Raw genomic sequence first — 15992 nt, 5'->3', positions numbered from 1 at the left:
CGCACATCTTGTTGTCTGATTATTGATTTTTCGCGAAACCATTTGATCATATGACAAGATGTGTATCCACCTTAACTTAATGATTTTTACCAAAATCATTAGGGGATTCATCAGAGCTGTGTGAGTTCTGCGCATCCGCATCGTGAAACTCACTGAATACGGACTCCCACTCGTCCGGATCGTAATCCGGGAAATGGGTATCCCCTTCCACTTCCGCATCAATGTGCGTCAGATACAGTTTCTGCGCTTTAGGCAGGAACTGCTCATACACACGCCCCCCGCCGATCACCATGATCTCTTCGGCATCGCCGCAGGCGGCAATTGCTTCATCAACGGACTTAACCCACTGAACGCGATCGTCAGTGCCCGGCTGGCTACTGATCACAATATTCTTACGACCCGGCAGTGGACGACCAATCGACTCCCAGGTCAGGCGGCCCATCACTACCGGCTTGTTTAACGTAGTACGTTTAAACCATGCGAGATCGGCAGGCAGGTTCCACGGCATGGCGTTTTCCATGCCGATAACGCGGTCTACCGCCAGCGCTGCAATCAGACTGATCATTGAAAATTTCCCGGATGCAAAAAATTGCCGCCACTATACGGAAAGCTTAATCTTTCGTCGACTGGCGGCAGGGTAAAGAATTAGAAATTTTTTAATATTGCTGGCAACTCCACTTCACGCAGAGGGTTTACTCTCCGGTTCATCCGCAGGATCACCAGTATGCTTGCCCTCTTCCGTTCCTTGCCAGCCGTGGCGCTGAACCAGCGACAGATGATTACGATCCTCGTTGATGATCTCCGTCAGCATGGTGCTGGTGCGTTTAAACACCGCAGCGCGTTCGGTTGCCGTACTGCTCGCCATCGCCACCATCTCTTCCACCATCTCATGATTAAAACGGCGGAACAGATCGGCACGCTCACGTGCCTCATACGCGCCAAGCCCCAGGCTTTCCAGCGCCATGCGGCCAGATTTGAGCGCCCCTTCGAAGGTTTCACGTTCAGGGGCTGCCACACCCGCCTGACGCAGCTGGATGTAGTGATCCACATCGCGCGCACGGGAGATAATGGTCAGATGCGGAAAATGCTCTTTGACCAGCTCAACCATCTGCATACTGGTCTCTGGATCGTCAATGGCATTAATCAACACCTCGGCTTTCGCCGCCCCGGCGGATTCCAGCAGATCAACCCGGGTCGCATCACCGTAAAACACTTTCATATCGAATTTACGCAGCGTATCGACATGGTCAGGATCGTGATCGAGGATAACCATTTTGACTCCGCTGGAGAGCAGTAAACGGCCAGTAATCTGCCCGAAGCGGCCAAATCCGGCGATGATCACCCGCGGCTGCTCCTCGTCGATCTCATCGGCTTCTCGCTCCTGTTCGCTTCCCGTTTTTTCCAGACGCGTCAGCAGCACCAGCAGGATCGGCGTTGCGGCCATCGACAGCGCAACCGCCAGCGTCAGCGCTTTTGCCCATTCCGGATCGAGTACATTTGCCATCTGCGCTGCGCCAAAGACCACGAAAGCAAACTCACTCCCCTGCCCCAGCAGCACGGCAAACCAGCGGCGTTGCGGTTTTGGCACATTTAACGGGCGGGCAATCAGCCACAGCATCGCCATTTTAATGACCAGGAAACCCACCAGCAGAATGATGATGCGCAGCGGATGGGTTACCAGCGTCCCAAAGTCGATAGACATCCCGACGCCGATGAAAAACAGCCCCAGCAGCAATCCTTTAAACGGCTCGATATCGCTTTCCAGCGCGTGACGGTATTCGGAGCTTGCCAGTAAGACCCCCGCGAGGAAGGCGCCCATTGCCATCGACAGCCCGGCCTCTTCCAGCAGCAATCCAAAACCAAACACCAGGAATAACGCAACGGCGCTGAATACTTCGCGCAGGCCAGAGCGAGCAACAAAGCGCAGCAGCGGACGCGTTACGTAGCGACCAAGCAGAACAACCAGCGCCAGCGCACCGGCAACCTTCAGCGCTGATAAGGCAAATGCCCCCAGCGTCGTTGATGCGCCGCTGGCTGCCAGCAGCGGGATCATCGCCACCAGCGGGATGGCGGCAATATCCTGGAACAACAGTACGGAGAAGGTGCTGCGCCCCATTTGCGACACCGTCAGGTTACGCTCGTTCATTGCCTGCATGGCAATCGCCGTCGAGGAGAGCGCCAGCGTCATGCCGATCAGCTCTGCGACTTTCCACTCCATCCCCAGCAGAATGCAGAACCCGCCCAACAGCAGACCGCAGGCCAGCATTTGCAGGGCGCCTCCGCCAAACACCGAGGCGCGCAGTTTCCACAGCCGCTGCGGATCCAGCTCCAGACCAATCACAAACAGCATCAGCACCACGCCGATCTCCGCAAAATGCAGGATCGACTCGGCATCCGTCACCAGCCGAAAGCCCCAGGGGCCAATCACACACCCGGCAATCAGATAGCCGAGCACCGAGCCCAGCCCCAGACGAACCGCCACGGGCACAATTAATGCCGCCGCGCCGAGGTAAATCAGCGCCTGTATCAGCGTATGGCTATCCATTGTGCGTCTCCTGCCACTCAAGTAAACGTTGTTTGTAGTGACGAGCCTGCGCCTGCAAGGTTTCATCGTCGCAGACAAAGGTACAGTGCATCGCAAAAGGCGGAAGCCAGTTCAGACCGCAGTAAAGGGCAGTAGCCTGGAGCGGCTGCGCCAGCACGTCAAATCCGGGGAAGGCGCCAATCTCAAAGTGGCTTTCCCCCCCGCCGGTGGTAACAGCCCACATCAGGCTTTTGCCCTGAAGCGCGTTGCCGTTGTGCCCATATGCCCAACCGTGGGAGAAAACTTTGTCGATCCACAATTTCAGCAGCGGAGGCGTGCTGTACCACTGCATCGGATGCTGCCAGACGATCAGATCGGCACGGGAGAGCGCCTCCTGTTCGGCGGCGACATCGATATTAAAATCAGGGTAGAGTTGATAGAGGGAACGTATCTCTACGTTTTCGAGCGTCCTTGCCTGCTCAAGCATCCGCTTATTCGCATGCGAGTGCTGCGGATAGGGGTGCGCATAAATTATCAGAATCATGTATATGCCCGTCTTTTACTTTTCTTGTAGCAATGAGTGTAGACAGTTACCACCCCGACTTAAAGGGGTCATCTTACGCTTCAAAGTAAATCGCAAGTATTGGCAATCATCACCACCTTAACAGCGATTACGGCGCTAAAGAAAGAAAACGACGCGTACGACAAATTCATGCCGCAAAATAATAGTAACAACTCATATTGCCAACAGATATTTTTAGAGGACCTTAAGTCATTCTTTAATAAAACAGTCTGTACATAACCCATTGAAAAAATAATAATTTTACGCTCTTTGTTTTGAGCTCATTATTTAGGCGGTCGATATACGTTTCACACACGTGTCGAATATTCCTTCTCACTCAAATGGATGTGTACATGAGCAACAAACCCTCCCAATTAAATAATACAACCAAAACTCTGGGAAAGATATTTCCTGCCTTGTTGATATGCACCCCTGCGGTTGCGTTTTCTGCAACGATTGACCAATCAACTTCTGTTCCTCAAGATTTCTCAGCCGATGCTGAATATGTTATTAATAAAGACGTGACGATATCTTCCGCAGATAGTGAAGCGGCGGTATCTGTCACTGGGTTTACTACCACTAACGCCACTAATAATGGGAATATTTCTGGCACGGGAAATGGCCTGAATATAAATACTGGTGTACAGCGCATTGTAATTAATAACGACATCGGCGCAACCATTTCCTCCACCACCGCGAATGCGGTGAATATTCAGTCAGTACTCGGTGATTTTAATAATAGTGGAAACATTACTGGCTCGGAAAATGGCATTTTTGTCAGTGAAAACTCCTCCGCAGTAAATATTACCAATACCAGCACCGGAACGATAAAAGGAAAAACAGGTCTTAGTACTCAGGTTGGTATTGGCATTAATAACAGTGGCGAAATTATCGGTACAAACGGTGATGCTATTACGGCAAATGATGGCAACACTAAGATTTTTAACAGTGCCACTGTGCAGGGAACCCAGTACGGAATCAATGTAAAAGATACAGCAAAATTAGATATCAAAAATAGCGGAACGATTAGTGGTGAAACAAACGCTATTATGTTTTCCAGCGATAAAAATAACACGCTACTGCTCGACACTGGCTCCAACCTCATCGGTGACGTAATATCCACAAATTCCAGAGGAAATACCCTGACGTTGATCGGCACGGGTTCGGAAGAAAGTAACTTTGTTGGTCTGAATGAAGACGACGGCTTTGCCAGCGTCACAATGATGGGCGAAAATTGGGCGCTGTCGGGCGATCTCGATATTATTGGCTCTGGCGATTCCTTGCTGATAGACACGGGCGCGTTAACCCTGTCAGGCGCGGTATCGAATACCGGTAATACACGGGTGGCCAAAGATGCTTCGTTGCAACTGGGCGATGGCGAAAAAACCGCGACCCTCAGCGGTGGGCTCACCAACAACGGTACCGTCATTTTTAACCAGGGAAGCGATTTCACTTTCGCCACCGACATGACCGGTAGCGGTAACGTCGAAAAAGTTGATTCCAACACCCTGACCCTGACGGGCAAAAATAGCTATACAGGGGATACGGTTCTGCACGGCGGCACCACGCTGGTCTCCACCGGCGCAACGCTCGGCGTCAAGGGCAGTAACGCCACCGTTACCGTTGAAAATGGCGCGACCTTTGCCACCGCAGGCGAAGTGAACAACAACATCGCGGTTCTTAGCGGCGGTACGCTGGCGGCATGGAATGCAGTCCAGGGTAACTCCACGCTCAGCGCTTCCGGCGTCGATACCATCAACGGCAACGTGACTAATGGCGGCACGCTGTTACTCAGTGCGGCTAATAAGAGCGTTGGCAATAATTTTACGATTAATGGCGACTACACCGGCTCTGACGGTAGCCAGATCGTGATGAACAGCACCCTGGGTGAAGATAATTCACCAACTGATCACCTCACTATTACGGGTAGCAGCTTCGGTCAGTCTGGCATCAGCATCACCAACATTGGCGGCGCAGGCGCGCAAACCATTAACGGTATGGAAATTGTCAGCATCGGCGGCAGTTCCGAAGCCCAACTGACGCTGGCAAAACCGGTCGTTGCAGGCGCCTGGGAATATAGCCTCTACCAGCACAGTGACGGCAACTGGTATCTGGAATCAAAGGCGACGCCTTCTGATGAGCCTTCCGACGACACCGATGACGGTGGCAATACTGATGATGGCGATAACACCGACAACGGCGGCAACACCGATGATGGTGGCAACACCGACAATGGCGGTAACACCGATAACGGTGGCAACACCGATGATGGTGGCAACACCGACAACGGCGGCAACACCGATAACGGCGGCAGCACCGATAACGGCGGCAGCACCGATAATGGCGGCAACACTGACAACGGCGGTAACAATGCTCCGGAAGTCATGGCACCTGAAGTGGGTGCTTACTTAGGTAACTACCTTGCCGCACAGGGCATGTTCCTGCATAAGCGTGACGATCGCGACCAGATCACCTTCCGCAATGAAGACGACCTGAACACCTGGATGTACGTTAAGGGTCGCTATCACGAGAACGATGCGGGTGGCGATAAAGTCAGCTACGACACCACCACCACCGTACTGCAAGTCGGCAGCGATTTCATGAGCAAGCCAATGGATAACGGTATCCTGCGTGCTGGCGGGATGTTCGGTGCAGGCCAGGCGAAGACCCACTCTGATGCGAAGCACAACGTACGTGACGCACAGGGTAAGGTTGATGGCTTCAATGTTGGGCTGTACGCCACCTGGCAGGAAGATCAGAAATTACGTCTGGGCAGCTACGTTGATACCTGGGCCGCTTACAGCTGGTACAACAACAACGTCACCAGCAATCGCAACGATGAAGACTACGATAGTGAAGGTTTCGCCGCGTCTGTTGAAGTCGGCCACGCGTGGATAATCCAGTCTGAAAATGAACGCACCTGGAAGATCGAGCCGCAGGCGCAGGTGATTTACAGCTATCTCGATCAGGAAAATCATACCGATCGCGACGGCGTACGCGTCACTACCCTGGACAATGACAGCGTCTTTGGTCGTCTCGGCGTTAAAGCAAGCTACTTCCAGCAGAAGGACGTCAAGGCCTGGCAGCCGTACGTTGCGGTTAACTGGTTGAAAGGTGCTGGTCAAAACGATCTGGCATTCAACGACGAGACCGTCAGCAACGATACGCCGGAAGATCGTGGTCAGTTAGAGTTGGGCTTAACCGGCAACCTGAACGAAACCACGACGATCTCCCTTCGTGCCAGCGGCGAGTGGGGTGAAAACAGCTATGCCGCCTACGGCGGTCATATTTTGTTAAACCATCGCTGGTAATCGATCATCCTGAAGCAAAAAAGCAGTGGCATGTGCCACTGCTTTTTTTTAGTTATCCAGCTCGCCCATTGATTTAACCTGGTCACGGTTAATCTGTTCAGTTTGACCGGTTTCGGCGTTTTTGTACGATACCAGACCGGTATCGTCATCCACCTGCGGTTTCCCGTCAGTAACAATCGTTTTGCCATCGGTGGTTTTTACGGCCTGATTGGACGAACAGCCCGCCACGGTGAACATTGCGGTGGCAGCCAGAACGGAAGCGATCAGTAGTTTATTTTGCATGGTGTATTCCCCTGCTCTCAGTTGAATTTTCGTTATCGACCTAACTATTTTAGGCTAACTGACTGAAAGCGGATGAAAAACCAGAAGGTTCTTAAGATGGGAAAATTGCCCGGTAACCGGATGGCACCGGGCAATGTGTGTTACTTGCTAATCTGAGCGTGCATTTCCTGCACCGAAATCACCTTCTCGGTGGCATCCGCATTCAGCGCCATGGCCGTCGCGAAACCGCCGTTCAGGGTGGTGTCGTAATGCACTTTGTACTGGAGCGCGCTGCGGCGAATCAGTTTGGAGTCTTCAATCGCCTGGCGACCTGCGGTGGTGTTAATGATGTAGGTGTACTCGCCATTCTTAATGCGGTCCTGAATGTGCGGACGACCTTCATGCACTTTGTTCACCAGACGCGGGTTGATACCCGCTTCACCCAACACAATCGCCGTACCGTGAGTGGCGTCCAGCTCGAAGCCCTGTTTCAGCAGCTTGGCAGCCAGGTCAACCACGCGCTCTTTATCGCCTTCGCGAACGGAGAGCAGCGCACGGCCAGATTTTCTCATGGTGGAGCTACTGCCCAGCTGCGCTTTCGCAAACGCTTCTGCGAAGGTACGGCCAACGCCCATCACTTCCCCGGTAGAGCGCATCTCTGGCCCTAACAGCGGGTCAACGCCCGGGAATTTATTGAACGGCAGTACCACCTCTTTCACCGAGTAGTAAGGCGGGATAATTTCTTTCGTGACGCCCTGCTGAGCCAGCGTCTGGCCAGCCATCACGCGCGCCGCCACTTTCGCCAGCGGAATACCGGTCGCTTTGGAGACGAACGGTACGGTACGCGCCGCACGCGGGTTGACTTCAATCAGATAGACTTCGTTGTCTTTTACCGCGAACTGAACGTTCATCAGGCCGCGAACCTGAAGCTCGAAGGCCAGCTTCTGCACCTGCTGGCGCATTACGTCCTGAATCTCCTGGCTCAGGGTGTACGCTGGCAGAGAACAGGCGGAGTCACCGGAGTGCACGCCCGCCTGCTCGATGTGCTCCATGATGCCGCCAATCAGCACCCTTTCGCCGTCGCAGATGGCATCCACGTCGACTTCAACCGCGTCGTCGAGGAAGCGGTCGAGCAGCACTGGCGCATCGTTGGAAACGCTCACCGCCGTCTGGAAGTAGCGACGCAGGTCCGCTTCGTCGTAGACGATTTCCATCGCGCGGCCGCCCAGTACGTAGGATGGACGCACCACCAGCGGGTAGCCGATCTCTTTCGCTTTCTCAACGGCCATTTCAATTGCGGTCACGGTGGCGTTCGCCGGCTGTTTCAGTTTGAGACGGTCAACCGCCTGCTGGAAACGCTCGCGGTCTTCCGCACGGTCAATCGCATCCGGGCTGGTGCCGATAACCGGCACACCTGCTGCTTCCAGCGCGCGCGCCAGCTTCAGCGGAGTCTGGCCGCCGTACTGCACGATCACGCCTTTTGGCTTCTCGATGCGCACGATTTCCAGCACGTCTTCCAGGGTGACCGGCTCGAAGTAGAGGCGGTCGGAAGTGTCGTAGTCGGTCGAGACGGTTTCCGGGTTACAGTTGACCATAATGGTCTCGTAACCGTCTTCGCGCAGCGCCAGTGAGGCGTGTACGCAGCAGTAGTCAAACTCGATGCCCTGGCCGATACGGTTTGGACCGCCGCCCAGCACCATAATCTTGTCGCGGTCGACGGACGGGTTCGCTTCGCACTCCTCTTCATAGGTGGAGTACATGTATGCGGTATCGGTCGAGAATTCAGCCGCACAGGTGTCCACGCGCTTGTAGACCGGGTGCAGGTCGTACTGGTCGCGCAGCTTGCGGATTTCCGCTTCACGCACGCCCGCCAGCTTAGCCAGACGCGCATCGGCGAAGCCTTTACGCTTCAGCATGCGCAGGAAGTCTGCGTCCAGGCCGTTGATGCCCAGCTCCGCCACTTTCTCTTCCAGGCGCACCAGCTCTTCAATCTGCACCAGGAACCAGCGGTCAATGTTAGTCAGGTTAAATACGCCGTCGACGGACAGGCCCGCGCGGAAGGCATCGGCGATGTACCAGATACGCTCTGCGCCCGCGTCTTTCAGCTCGCGGCGGATTTTGGTCAGCGCTTCCGGGTCGTCCAGGCTGACTTTCGGGTCAAAGCCGGTCGCGCCCACTTCCAGGCCGCGCAGTGCTTTTTGCAGGGATTCCTGCTGCGTGCGGCCAATCGCCATGACTTCACCAACGGATTTCATCTGGGTAGTCAGACGGTCGTTGGCACCGACGAATTTCTCGAAGTTAAAGCGTGGAATTTTGGTCACAACGTAGTCGATGGACGGTTCGAAGGACGCTGGCGTGCGGCCGCCGGTGATATCGTTCATCAGCTCGTCAAGGGTGTAACCCACCGCCAGTTTCGCCGCCACTTTCGCAATCGGGAAGCCGGTGGCTTTGGAGGCCAGTGCGGAGGAACGGGACACGCGCGGGTTCATTTCGATAACAATCAGACGGCCGGTTTTCGGGTTCACCGAGAACTGCACGTTAGAGCCGCCGGTTTCCACGCCGATTTCACGCAGTACCGCCATCGAGGCGTTACGCATGATTTGGTACTCTTTGTCGGTCAGCGTCTGAGCTGGCGCAACGGTGATGGAGTCGCCGGTGTGGATCCCCATCGCGTCGAAGTTTTCGATGGAGCAGACGATGATGCAGTTGTCGTTTTTATCACGCACCACTTCCATCTCGTACTCTTTCCAGCCAATCAGCGATTCATCAATCAGCAGCTCTTTGGTTGGGGAGAGATCCAGGCCGCGCTCGCAAATTTCTTCAAACTCTTCGCGGTTGTAGGCAATACCGCCGCCGGTGCCGCCCATGGTGAAGGAAGGACGGATGATGCACGGATAACCCACTTCAGCCGCAACGGCCAGCGCTTCTTCCATATTGTGCGCGATACCGGAACGTGCGGTATCAAGGCCAATTTTTTTCATTGCCACGTCGAAGCGGCGACGGTCTTCTGCTTTATCAATCGCGTCGGCGGTCGCACCGATCATGGTCACGCCGAACTCTTCCAGCACGCCCTGACGCTCCAGCTCCAGCGCACAGTTCAGCGCCGTCTGGCCGCCCATGGTCGGCAGCACCGCGTCCGGACGCTCTTTCTCGATAATTTTGCGTACCACTTCCCAGTGAATCGGCTCGATGTAGGTCGCATCCGCCATTTCCGGGTCGGTCATGATGGTGGCCGGGTTAGAGTTTACCAGGATGACACGGTAACCCTCTTCACGCAGGGCTTTACACGCCTGCGCGCCGGAGTAGTCGAATTCGCAGGCCTGGCCGATGACAATCGGGCCAGCGCCAAGGATCAGGATGCTTTTTATGTCTGTACGTTTTGGCATGGTCTTCTCAGCTCCTGATTATTTAGCGGTCTTACGGTATTGCTCGATAAGTTCGATGAAGTGATCGAACAGCGGCGCGGCATCGTGTGGGCCCGGGCTGGCTTCAGGGTGGCCCTGGAAGCTGAACGCAGGCTTATCGGTGCGATGGATACCTTGCAAGGTACCATCGAACAGTGACTTATGCGTCACGCGCAGGTTAGCTGGCATCGTCGCTTCATCCACAGCGAAGCCGTGGTTCTGCGCGGTGATCATCACCGTGTTGTTGTCGATATCTTTCACCGGGTGGTTACCACCGTGGTGGCCAAACTTCATCTTGACGGTGTTCGCTCCGCTCGCCAGCGCCAGCAGCTGATGGCCGAGACAGATGCCGAATACTGGGATGTCGGTTTCAAGGAAGGACTTGATGGCGTCGATAGCGTAGTCGCACGGCGCCGGGTCGCCAGGACCGTTAGAGAGGAAGATGCCGTCCGGGTTCATCTTCAGAACATCTTCAGCAGAGGTTTTCGCCGGAACCACCGTCAGGCGGCAGCCACGGTCAACCAGCATACGCAGGATGTTGCGCTTGGCGCCAAAATCGTAGGCCACCACGTGGAACGGCAGCTCGCTTTCCGGTTTCGCTTCCGGCAGGTCGCCTTCCAGCGTCCAGCTTCCCTGCGTCCAGCTGTAGGCTTCAGCGGTGGTCACTTCTTTCGCCAGGTCCATACCGTTCAGTCCCGGGAAGGCTTTCGCTTTTTCCAGCGCCAGCGTCGCATCGAGGTTATCCCCTGCGATGATACAACCGTTTTGTGCACCCTTCTCGCGCAGCAGACGCGTCAGCTTACGGGTATCGATATCGGCAATCGCCACAATGTTGTGGCGCTTCAGGTAAGAAGAGAGGTCTTCGGTGTTGCGGAAGTTGCTGGCAATCAGCGGCAGGTCGCGAATGACCAGGCCTTGCGCATGTACCTGAGAGGATTCTTCGTCAGCCGCATTGGTGCCGACATTGCCGATATGAGGATAAGTAAGAGTAACGATTTGGCGAGAATAGGAAGGATCAGTGAGGATTTCTTGATAACCGGTCATTGAAGTATTGAAAACGACTTCCCCAACCGCCGAACCCGTTGCCCCTATGGCCCGACCGATAAACTGGGTTCCGTCTTCCAGAACCAATAGCGCTGACTTAATCAAAACACCCTCCAGAGAATATTCACTCACTTTATTTGCATATTAATTCATAACCATGTCATGGATCAATGCAAATGTGTTGCCAGCGGATTTTTGGCAAACGGCGGCATTCTGGGGATTTGCCATGTAAAAGTCAACTTAAAACGGGAGTTTTGTATATTCTTTTGCAAGCCTGGAGGTCTGAACTCAGATTAAGCGGCAAAAAGATCAACTAAATCACTGTGGAAACCGCTTGCGTATACAGTTTAATAGAAAGAAACGTCTTGCAGGAATAAAAAGTGGACCAAATGGTCAAAATTTACAGTTCAGCAACAGAAATTATCGAGAAAACACTTACTTTAAATCAGTTAGACACAATAAACACCCCAAACAGACAAAATAAAAGGGCAATAAAATATTGCCCTATGCAATCAAGTAATTACGACTGCAATAACCACATCACGAAGGGTAATAATGCTTACAAATTGTTGAGTTCGAGGACATCTCGCATATCAAAAAGACCATTACGCTTACCTTTCAGCCACAATGCCGAACGTACCGCCCCGTTTGCAAATGTCATGCGGCTGGATGCTTTATGAGTGATTTCGATCCTTTCGCCAATATCGGCGAACATAGCGGTATGTTCACCGACGATATCACCCGCGCGAACGGTGGCAAACCCAATGGTGCCAGGCACGCGCTCGCCAGTGTGGCCTTCGCGAGAATAGACCGCGATGTCTTTCAAATCTTTATCCATTGCACACGCAATCGCTTCGCCCATTGCCAGCGCCGTGCCTGACGGAGCATCGACTTTGTGGCGATGGTGCGCTTCGACGATTTCAATGTCGGTGTATTCGCCCATCACCTTCGCCGCCTTCTCCAGCAGTTTCAGCATGACGTTTACCCCCACGCTAAAGTTTGCCGCAAAGACAATCGCAATCTCAGTGGACGCATCCTGAATGGCTTGCTTACCGACCTCGTCAAAACCGGTGGTGCCAATCACCATCCCTTTACCGTGCTGACGGCAAAACGCCAGGTGAGCCAACGTGCCTTCAGGGCGGGTAAAATCGATAAACACGTCAAAGTCTTCTTTCACCGCCTCAAGGCTGCTCTGCACGGTAACGCCCGTCTGACCTGCGCCTGCCAGCTCGCCTGCATCGGCTCCCAAAAGCGATGAACCTTCACGCTCCAGCGCCGCGCCAAGCGCCACGCCATCCATCTGTAGTGCCGCCTGAATCAGCTGACGGCCCATACGTCCGCCCGCGCCCGCAATGGCGACGCGGATCTGTGCATCATGCATAGTTATTCTCTTACGTTAAAATGATGTAAATCGTTTTCAGATTAACCAGCCTTTGCACAGGCTGCCACAGAAAACGCCGATAATTAGAATTTAATGATAAACAGGGTGAGATATCAGTGAAAGACATGATCGTCAGCGAAAACCACATGATTCCCGCACCACCAGCGCAGGCGGCAGAATGATTCGTTTGGCGGGTTCGTCGTTGCCCTGTATGCGGCTGTAAAGTAACTCCCCTGCCTTACGACCAATCTCTTTCGCCGCCACCGATACGGTGGTCAATGCGGGCTGCACCAGAGCCGCTTCGGTAATATCATCGAAACCGACCAGCGCAAAATCACGTCCCGGCTCACGGCCCATCTTGCGTAAGCTTTGCATCACCCCCAGCGCCACAACATCCTGATAGCAAATTGCCGCACTGATGTGTGGATGCTCGAGAAGTAACGCCTCTGCCACGCGCGCGCCGTCGCTTTGGCTGGCGTGAGAGGTTCTGATCCAGGCAGGATTCGGCGTCACGCCGTATTCCAGCAGCTTGCTGGTAAAGCCCCCGATACGCTGCGCCCGAGAGCCCGAATTCTGACTCCCTCCAATGAACGCAATGTGCCGATGGCCCATTCTGAGCAGATGCTCCGTCGCCATCTGCGTGCCTAAGAAGTTATCCGTTCCGACAAAATCAAAATCCGGATCGTTCAGCGGGCGCACAACCATGATAGCCGGAATATTGCGCCGCTTCAGACCCTCAAAAAAGGCCTGGGGCGTTTCCCGAGCCGCACACAGCACCATACCGCCGACGTTATTACGCATCAGTGAATCAACAAATTTTTGCTGTCGCTCTGCCGATTCCTCGCTATTCGCCAGAAAAAGCATCAGCTCGTGGCGCTCCATTTCATGACTTAGCCCTGCCGTCATCTCGCTATAAAAAGGGTTGGTGATATCGTGCAAGAGCAGCCCGACCTGGTTACTGCTGCGGTTACGTAAATTGGCTGCCGTCTGGTTATAGACATAGCCGGATTCATCCAGCGCCTTAAGCACACGTTCGCGCGTGCTTTGCGAAATGCGGCCTTTGTTGCAGAGCACCATCGAGACCGTCGCCGTTGACACGCCGGCGCGTTTCGCGACATCGGCCAGTGTAATTCCCGTCATGTTGTCTCCTTCATCATCACTACAGGTTAATCGAATAACCTGTTTTTTGCATTTTTCCCTGTGAGACTCTTCACATTACCGCTGTTGTTCTGGATTCGATTCGCATTTATGGCGGGTTAATCGCGTTAACCACTCTTCTCAAATACGGTTAATCGAATAACCTTAAATAACGATTACGGAGGATACAATGACAACCTACGACAAATTCCCCACGGTGGCGATACAGGGTTTTGATGACAGCGCCTGGCAAGGCTGGGAAGCAATAACCCGCGTTCTTGAGTCAAAAACCCAACAGCGCAGCCGCACGGTGCTGGCGATTGACTGCTATCCGGGCGTGCGCATGACCGAGCTTGAAGAGAACGTGCTGCCGCGTCTACGCCCGACGCTGGCGATCAATGCTGAACAGGCGCGACGGGATGAGTGTGCCATTCATGAGATGCTGGCACGCAACCTCACAGACGATCGCGTCTTTGGCGTTCTCTCCTGCCACCAGCTTGGAGAGTTTTTCGATCCCGCGCGTCTGGAGGCGTTGCAGGTTCGGGTGAGCCAGTGTTCCGGGGGGCTGATTGTGATCTACGGTCCCGGTGCGACGCTTGTCCATCCGGGTGATGTGCTGGTGTATGCCGATCTGCCGCGCTGGGAGATCCAGCAGCGTATGCGCCGGGGTGAGACTGGGAACTGGGGCGCAGATAATCAGCAGGAAGATATGCTTCGTCGCTACAAGCGCGCCTTTTTTGTCGAATGGCGCGTCTTCGATCGCCACAAAACGCCGCTGCTCAGGCGCACCGATTTTTTACTGGATACAACCCAGACGAACCAGCCCGCGATGGTCAGCGGCGAGGCCCTGCGAGCCGGGCTGAAGCAAACTACCACCCAGCCTTTCCGCGTAGCGCCCTTTTTCGATCCTGGCGTCTGGGGCGGCCAGTGGATGAAACAGCAATTCGATCTCGATCCCTCTGCACCCAATTACGCGTGGTGTTTTGACTGCGTGCCCGAGGAGAACAGCCTGTTACTGCGTTTTGGCGCAGTGCGGATCGAGATCCCCTCTCAGGATCTGGTTTTGCTTGAGCCCCGTGCTCTGCTGGGCGAGAAAGTTCACGCACGTTTCGGCGCGGAATTCCCGATCCGTTTTGACTTCCTCGACACCATGGGTGGCCAGAATCTGAGCTTCCAGGTCCACCCCATTACCGAGTACATCCAGCAGCAGTTTGGGATGCACTATACCCAGGATGAGAGTTATTACATTCTGGAAGCGGAGCCGGGTGCCGTCGTCTATCTGGGGACCAAAACCGGCACAGACCCTGAGGCCATGATGGACGATCTCAGGCGCGCGGGTCGCGGTGAAAAACCGTTTGATGACGACCGCTTCGTTAATCAGATCCCGGCGAAAAAGCACGACCATTTCCTGATCCCGGCTGGGACGGTGCACTGCTCCGGCGCGGGAACCATGGTGCTGGAGATCAGCGCTACGCCGTATATTTTCACCTTCAAACTGTGGGACTGGGGCCGCCTGGGCCTGGACGGGCTGCCGCGCCCGGTACACCTGGAGCACGGTGAAAAGGTGATCGACTGGCAGCGCGACGCGCAGTGGGTTCATCAGCATCTGGTGAATCAGTTCGAACCTGTCGCGGAAGGAAACGGCTGGCGTGAAGAGCGTACTGGCCTGCACGAGCGTGAATTTATCGAAACCCGCCGCCACTGGTTTAGCGAACCCGTTTTGCACCACACCGGCGGCGGCGTGAACGTGCTGAATCTGGTAGAGGGCGACGAAGCAATTGTCGACAGCCCAACCGGTGCATTTGAGCCGTTTACCGTCCATTACGCCGAAACCTTCATCATTCCGGCAAGCGTAGGTGACTATCGCATTTCACCTTCAGCCCGTGCTTCCGGACACCCCCTCGCGACTATCAAAGCCTGGGTAAGGAGCTAACGATGATTCATTTTATTGTCGCCACTCATGGGCCGTTAGCCGCCGCGCTGCTGGAGAGCGGCCGGATGGTATACGGCGAGCTCCCCGGCATACACGCCATTTGTCTGACCGAACAGGCGGGAATAGAGGGCTTCCGGCAGGATTTCATCTCCACACTGGAAGCGGCAAGCGTCAACGCTGACGGCGTGCTGGTGCTGTGCGACATGCAAAGCGGCACGCCGTGGAACGTGGCCTGTGAGGCCGCGTTTAACCCATATACGCAGCCGCCGGTCGCCGTGGTGGCTGGAGTCAACTTCCCGATGCTGCTGCAAACCGATGAGGTGATGATGGCTCGCGATGTTCATCAGGCTGCCGGGCAGCTTATCGAAATTACTCTGCCGACGCTGGTACAGGCGAAACCGGCAGATACTGCACAGACAGACGATTTTTAAGGAG

The 15992-nt window shown here is 54.6% G+C and carries 11 protein-coding genes; 3 read left to right on the top strand and 8 right to left on the bottom strand.

The genetic code is table 11. From position 1 onward, the window contains the following. Positions 1-76: 76 nt before the first annotated feature. The 3 genes from folA to kefF form a co-directional block, all read right to left on the bottom strand. Positions 77-565 (bottom strand): type 3 dihydrofolate reductase, encoded by a 489-nt coding sequence (gene folA, locus ACOTX5_RS18045; protein WP_234101242.1) that lies wholly within the window; start codon positions 563-565, stop codon positions 77-79. A gap of 114 nt (positions 566-679) precedes the next feature. Further along, on the bottom strand, positions 680-2545 hold the full coding sequence (gene kefC, locus ACOTX5_RS18040; RefSeq protein WP_023295908.1) for a glutathione-regulated potassium-efflux system protein KefC: 1866 nt from the start codon (positions 2543-2545) through the stop codon (positions 680-682). Then, the gene (gene kefF, locus ACOTX5_RS18035) at positions 2538-3068 is read right to left on the bottom strand and encodes a glutathione-regulated potassium-efflux system oxidoreductase KefF (RefSeq protein WP_017383806.1); all 531 of its coding nucleotides are present in this window, start codon (positions 3066-3068) and stop codon (positions 2538-2540) included. The genes kefC and kefF overlap by 8 nt, the downstream gene beginning before the upstream one ends. Before the next feature lie 371 nt (positions 3069-3439). On the opposite strand from kefF, the gene ACOTX5_RS18030 reads away from it, so the two are divergent. Continuing rightward, a complete protein-coding gene (locus ACOTX5_RS18030) occupies positions 3440-6397 on the top strand; it encodes an autotransporter outer membrane beta-barrel domain-containing protein (RefSeq protein ID WP_063438809.1) in 2958 nt (985 codons plus the stop codon). A 48-nt stretch (positions 6398-6445) separates the two neighbouring features. Here the strand turns inward: ACOTX5_RS18030 and ACOTX5_RS18025 are convergent, their stop codons facing one another. The 5 genes from ACOTX5_RS18025 to ACOTX5_RS18005 all read right to left on the bottom strand — a co-directional run bounded on the left by ACOTX5_RS18025 (position 6446) and on the right by ACOTX5_RS18005 (position 13627). Beyond that, a complete protein-coding gene (locus ACOTX5_RS18025) occupies positions 6446-6679 on the bottom strand; it encodes a YgdI/YgdR family lipoprotein (RefSeq protein WP_003856439.1) in 234 nt (77 codons plus the stop codon). Between the two features lie 140 nt (positions 6680-6819). Continuing rightward, entirely contained in the window at positions 6820-10044 is a 3225-nt protein-coding gene (carB, locus tag ACOTX5_RS18020; RefSeq protein ID WP_023295906.1) for a carbamoyl-phosphate synthase large subunit, read from the bottom strand. A gap of 18 nt (positions 10045-10062) precedes the next feature. Further along, positions 10063-11211: a glutamine-hydrolyzing carbamoyl-phosphate synthase small subunit gene (gene carA, locus ACOTX5_RS18015; protein WP_023295905.1), complete on the bottom strand. Its 1149-nt coding sequence runs from the start codon at positions 11209-11211 to the stop codon at positions 10063-10065. A 454-nt stretch (positions 11212-11665) separates the two neighbouring features. Continuing rightward, entirely contained in the window at positions 11666-12487 is an 822-nt protein-coding gene (gene dapB, locus ACOTX5_RS18010; protein ID WP_015572643.1) for a 4-hydroxy-tetrahydrodipicolinate reductase, read from the bottom strand. 132 nt (positions 12488-12619) lie between these two features. Continuing rightward, entirely contained in the window at positions 12620-13627 is a 1008-nt protein-coding gene (locus tag ACOTX5_RS18005; protein ID WP_015572642.1) for a LacI family DNA-binding transcriptional regulator, read from the bottom strand. A 187-nt stretch (positions 13628-13814) separates the two neighbouring features. Between ACOTX5_RS18005 and ACOTX5_RS18000 the strand changes: the two genes are divergently transcribed. Both ACOTX5_RS18000 and ACOTX5_RS17995 read left to right on the top strand, forming a co-directional pair. Then, complete coding sequence (locus ACOTX5_RS18000; protein ID WP_045911002.1) at positions 13815-15557, top strand: class I mannose-6-phosphate isomerase; 1743 nt, start codon at positions 13815-13817, stop codon at positions 15555-15557. 2 nt (positions 15558-15559) lie between these two features. After that, on the top strand, positions 15560-15988 hold the full coding sequence (locus ACOTX5_RS17995; protein ID WP_015572640.1) for a PTS sugar transporter subunit IIA: 429 nt from the start codon (positions 15560-15562) through the stop codon (positions 15986-15988). Positions 15989-15992: the final 4 nt, after the last annotated feature.

Origin of the sequence: Enterobacter cloacae complex sp. IR5441 (genome assembly GCF_049238215.1) — a bacterium.
GTDB classification, from domain to species: Bacteria; Pseudomonadota; Gammaproteobacteria; order Enterobacterales; family Enterobacteriaceae; genus Enterobacter; species Enterobacter hormaechei_C.
The sequence above is the reverse complement of the archived record's forward strand: the minus strand, read 5'-3'. Positions and strand labels throughout refer to the sequence as shown.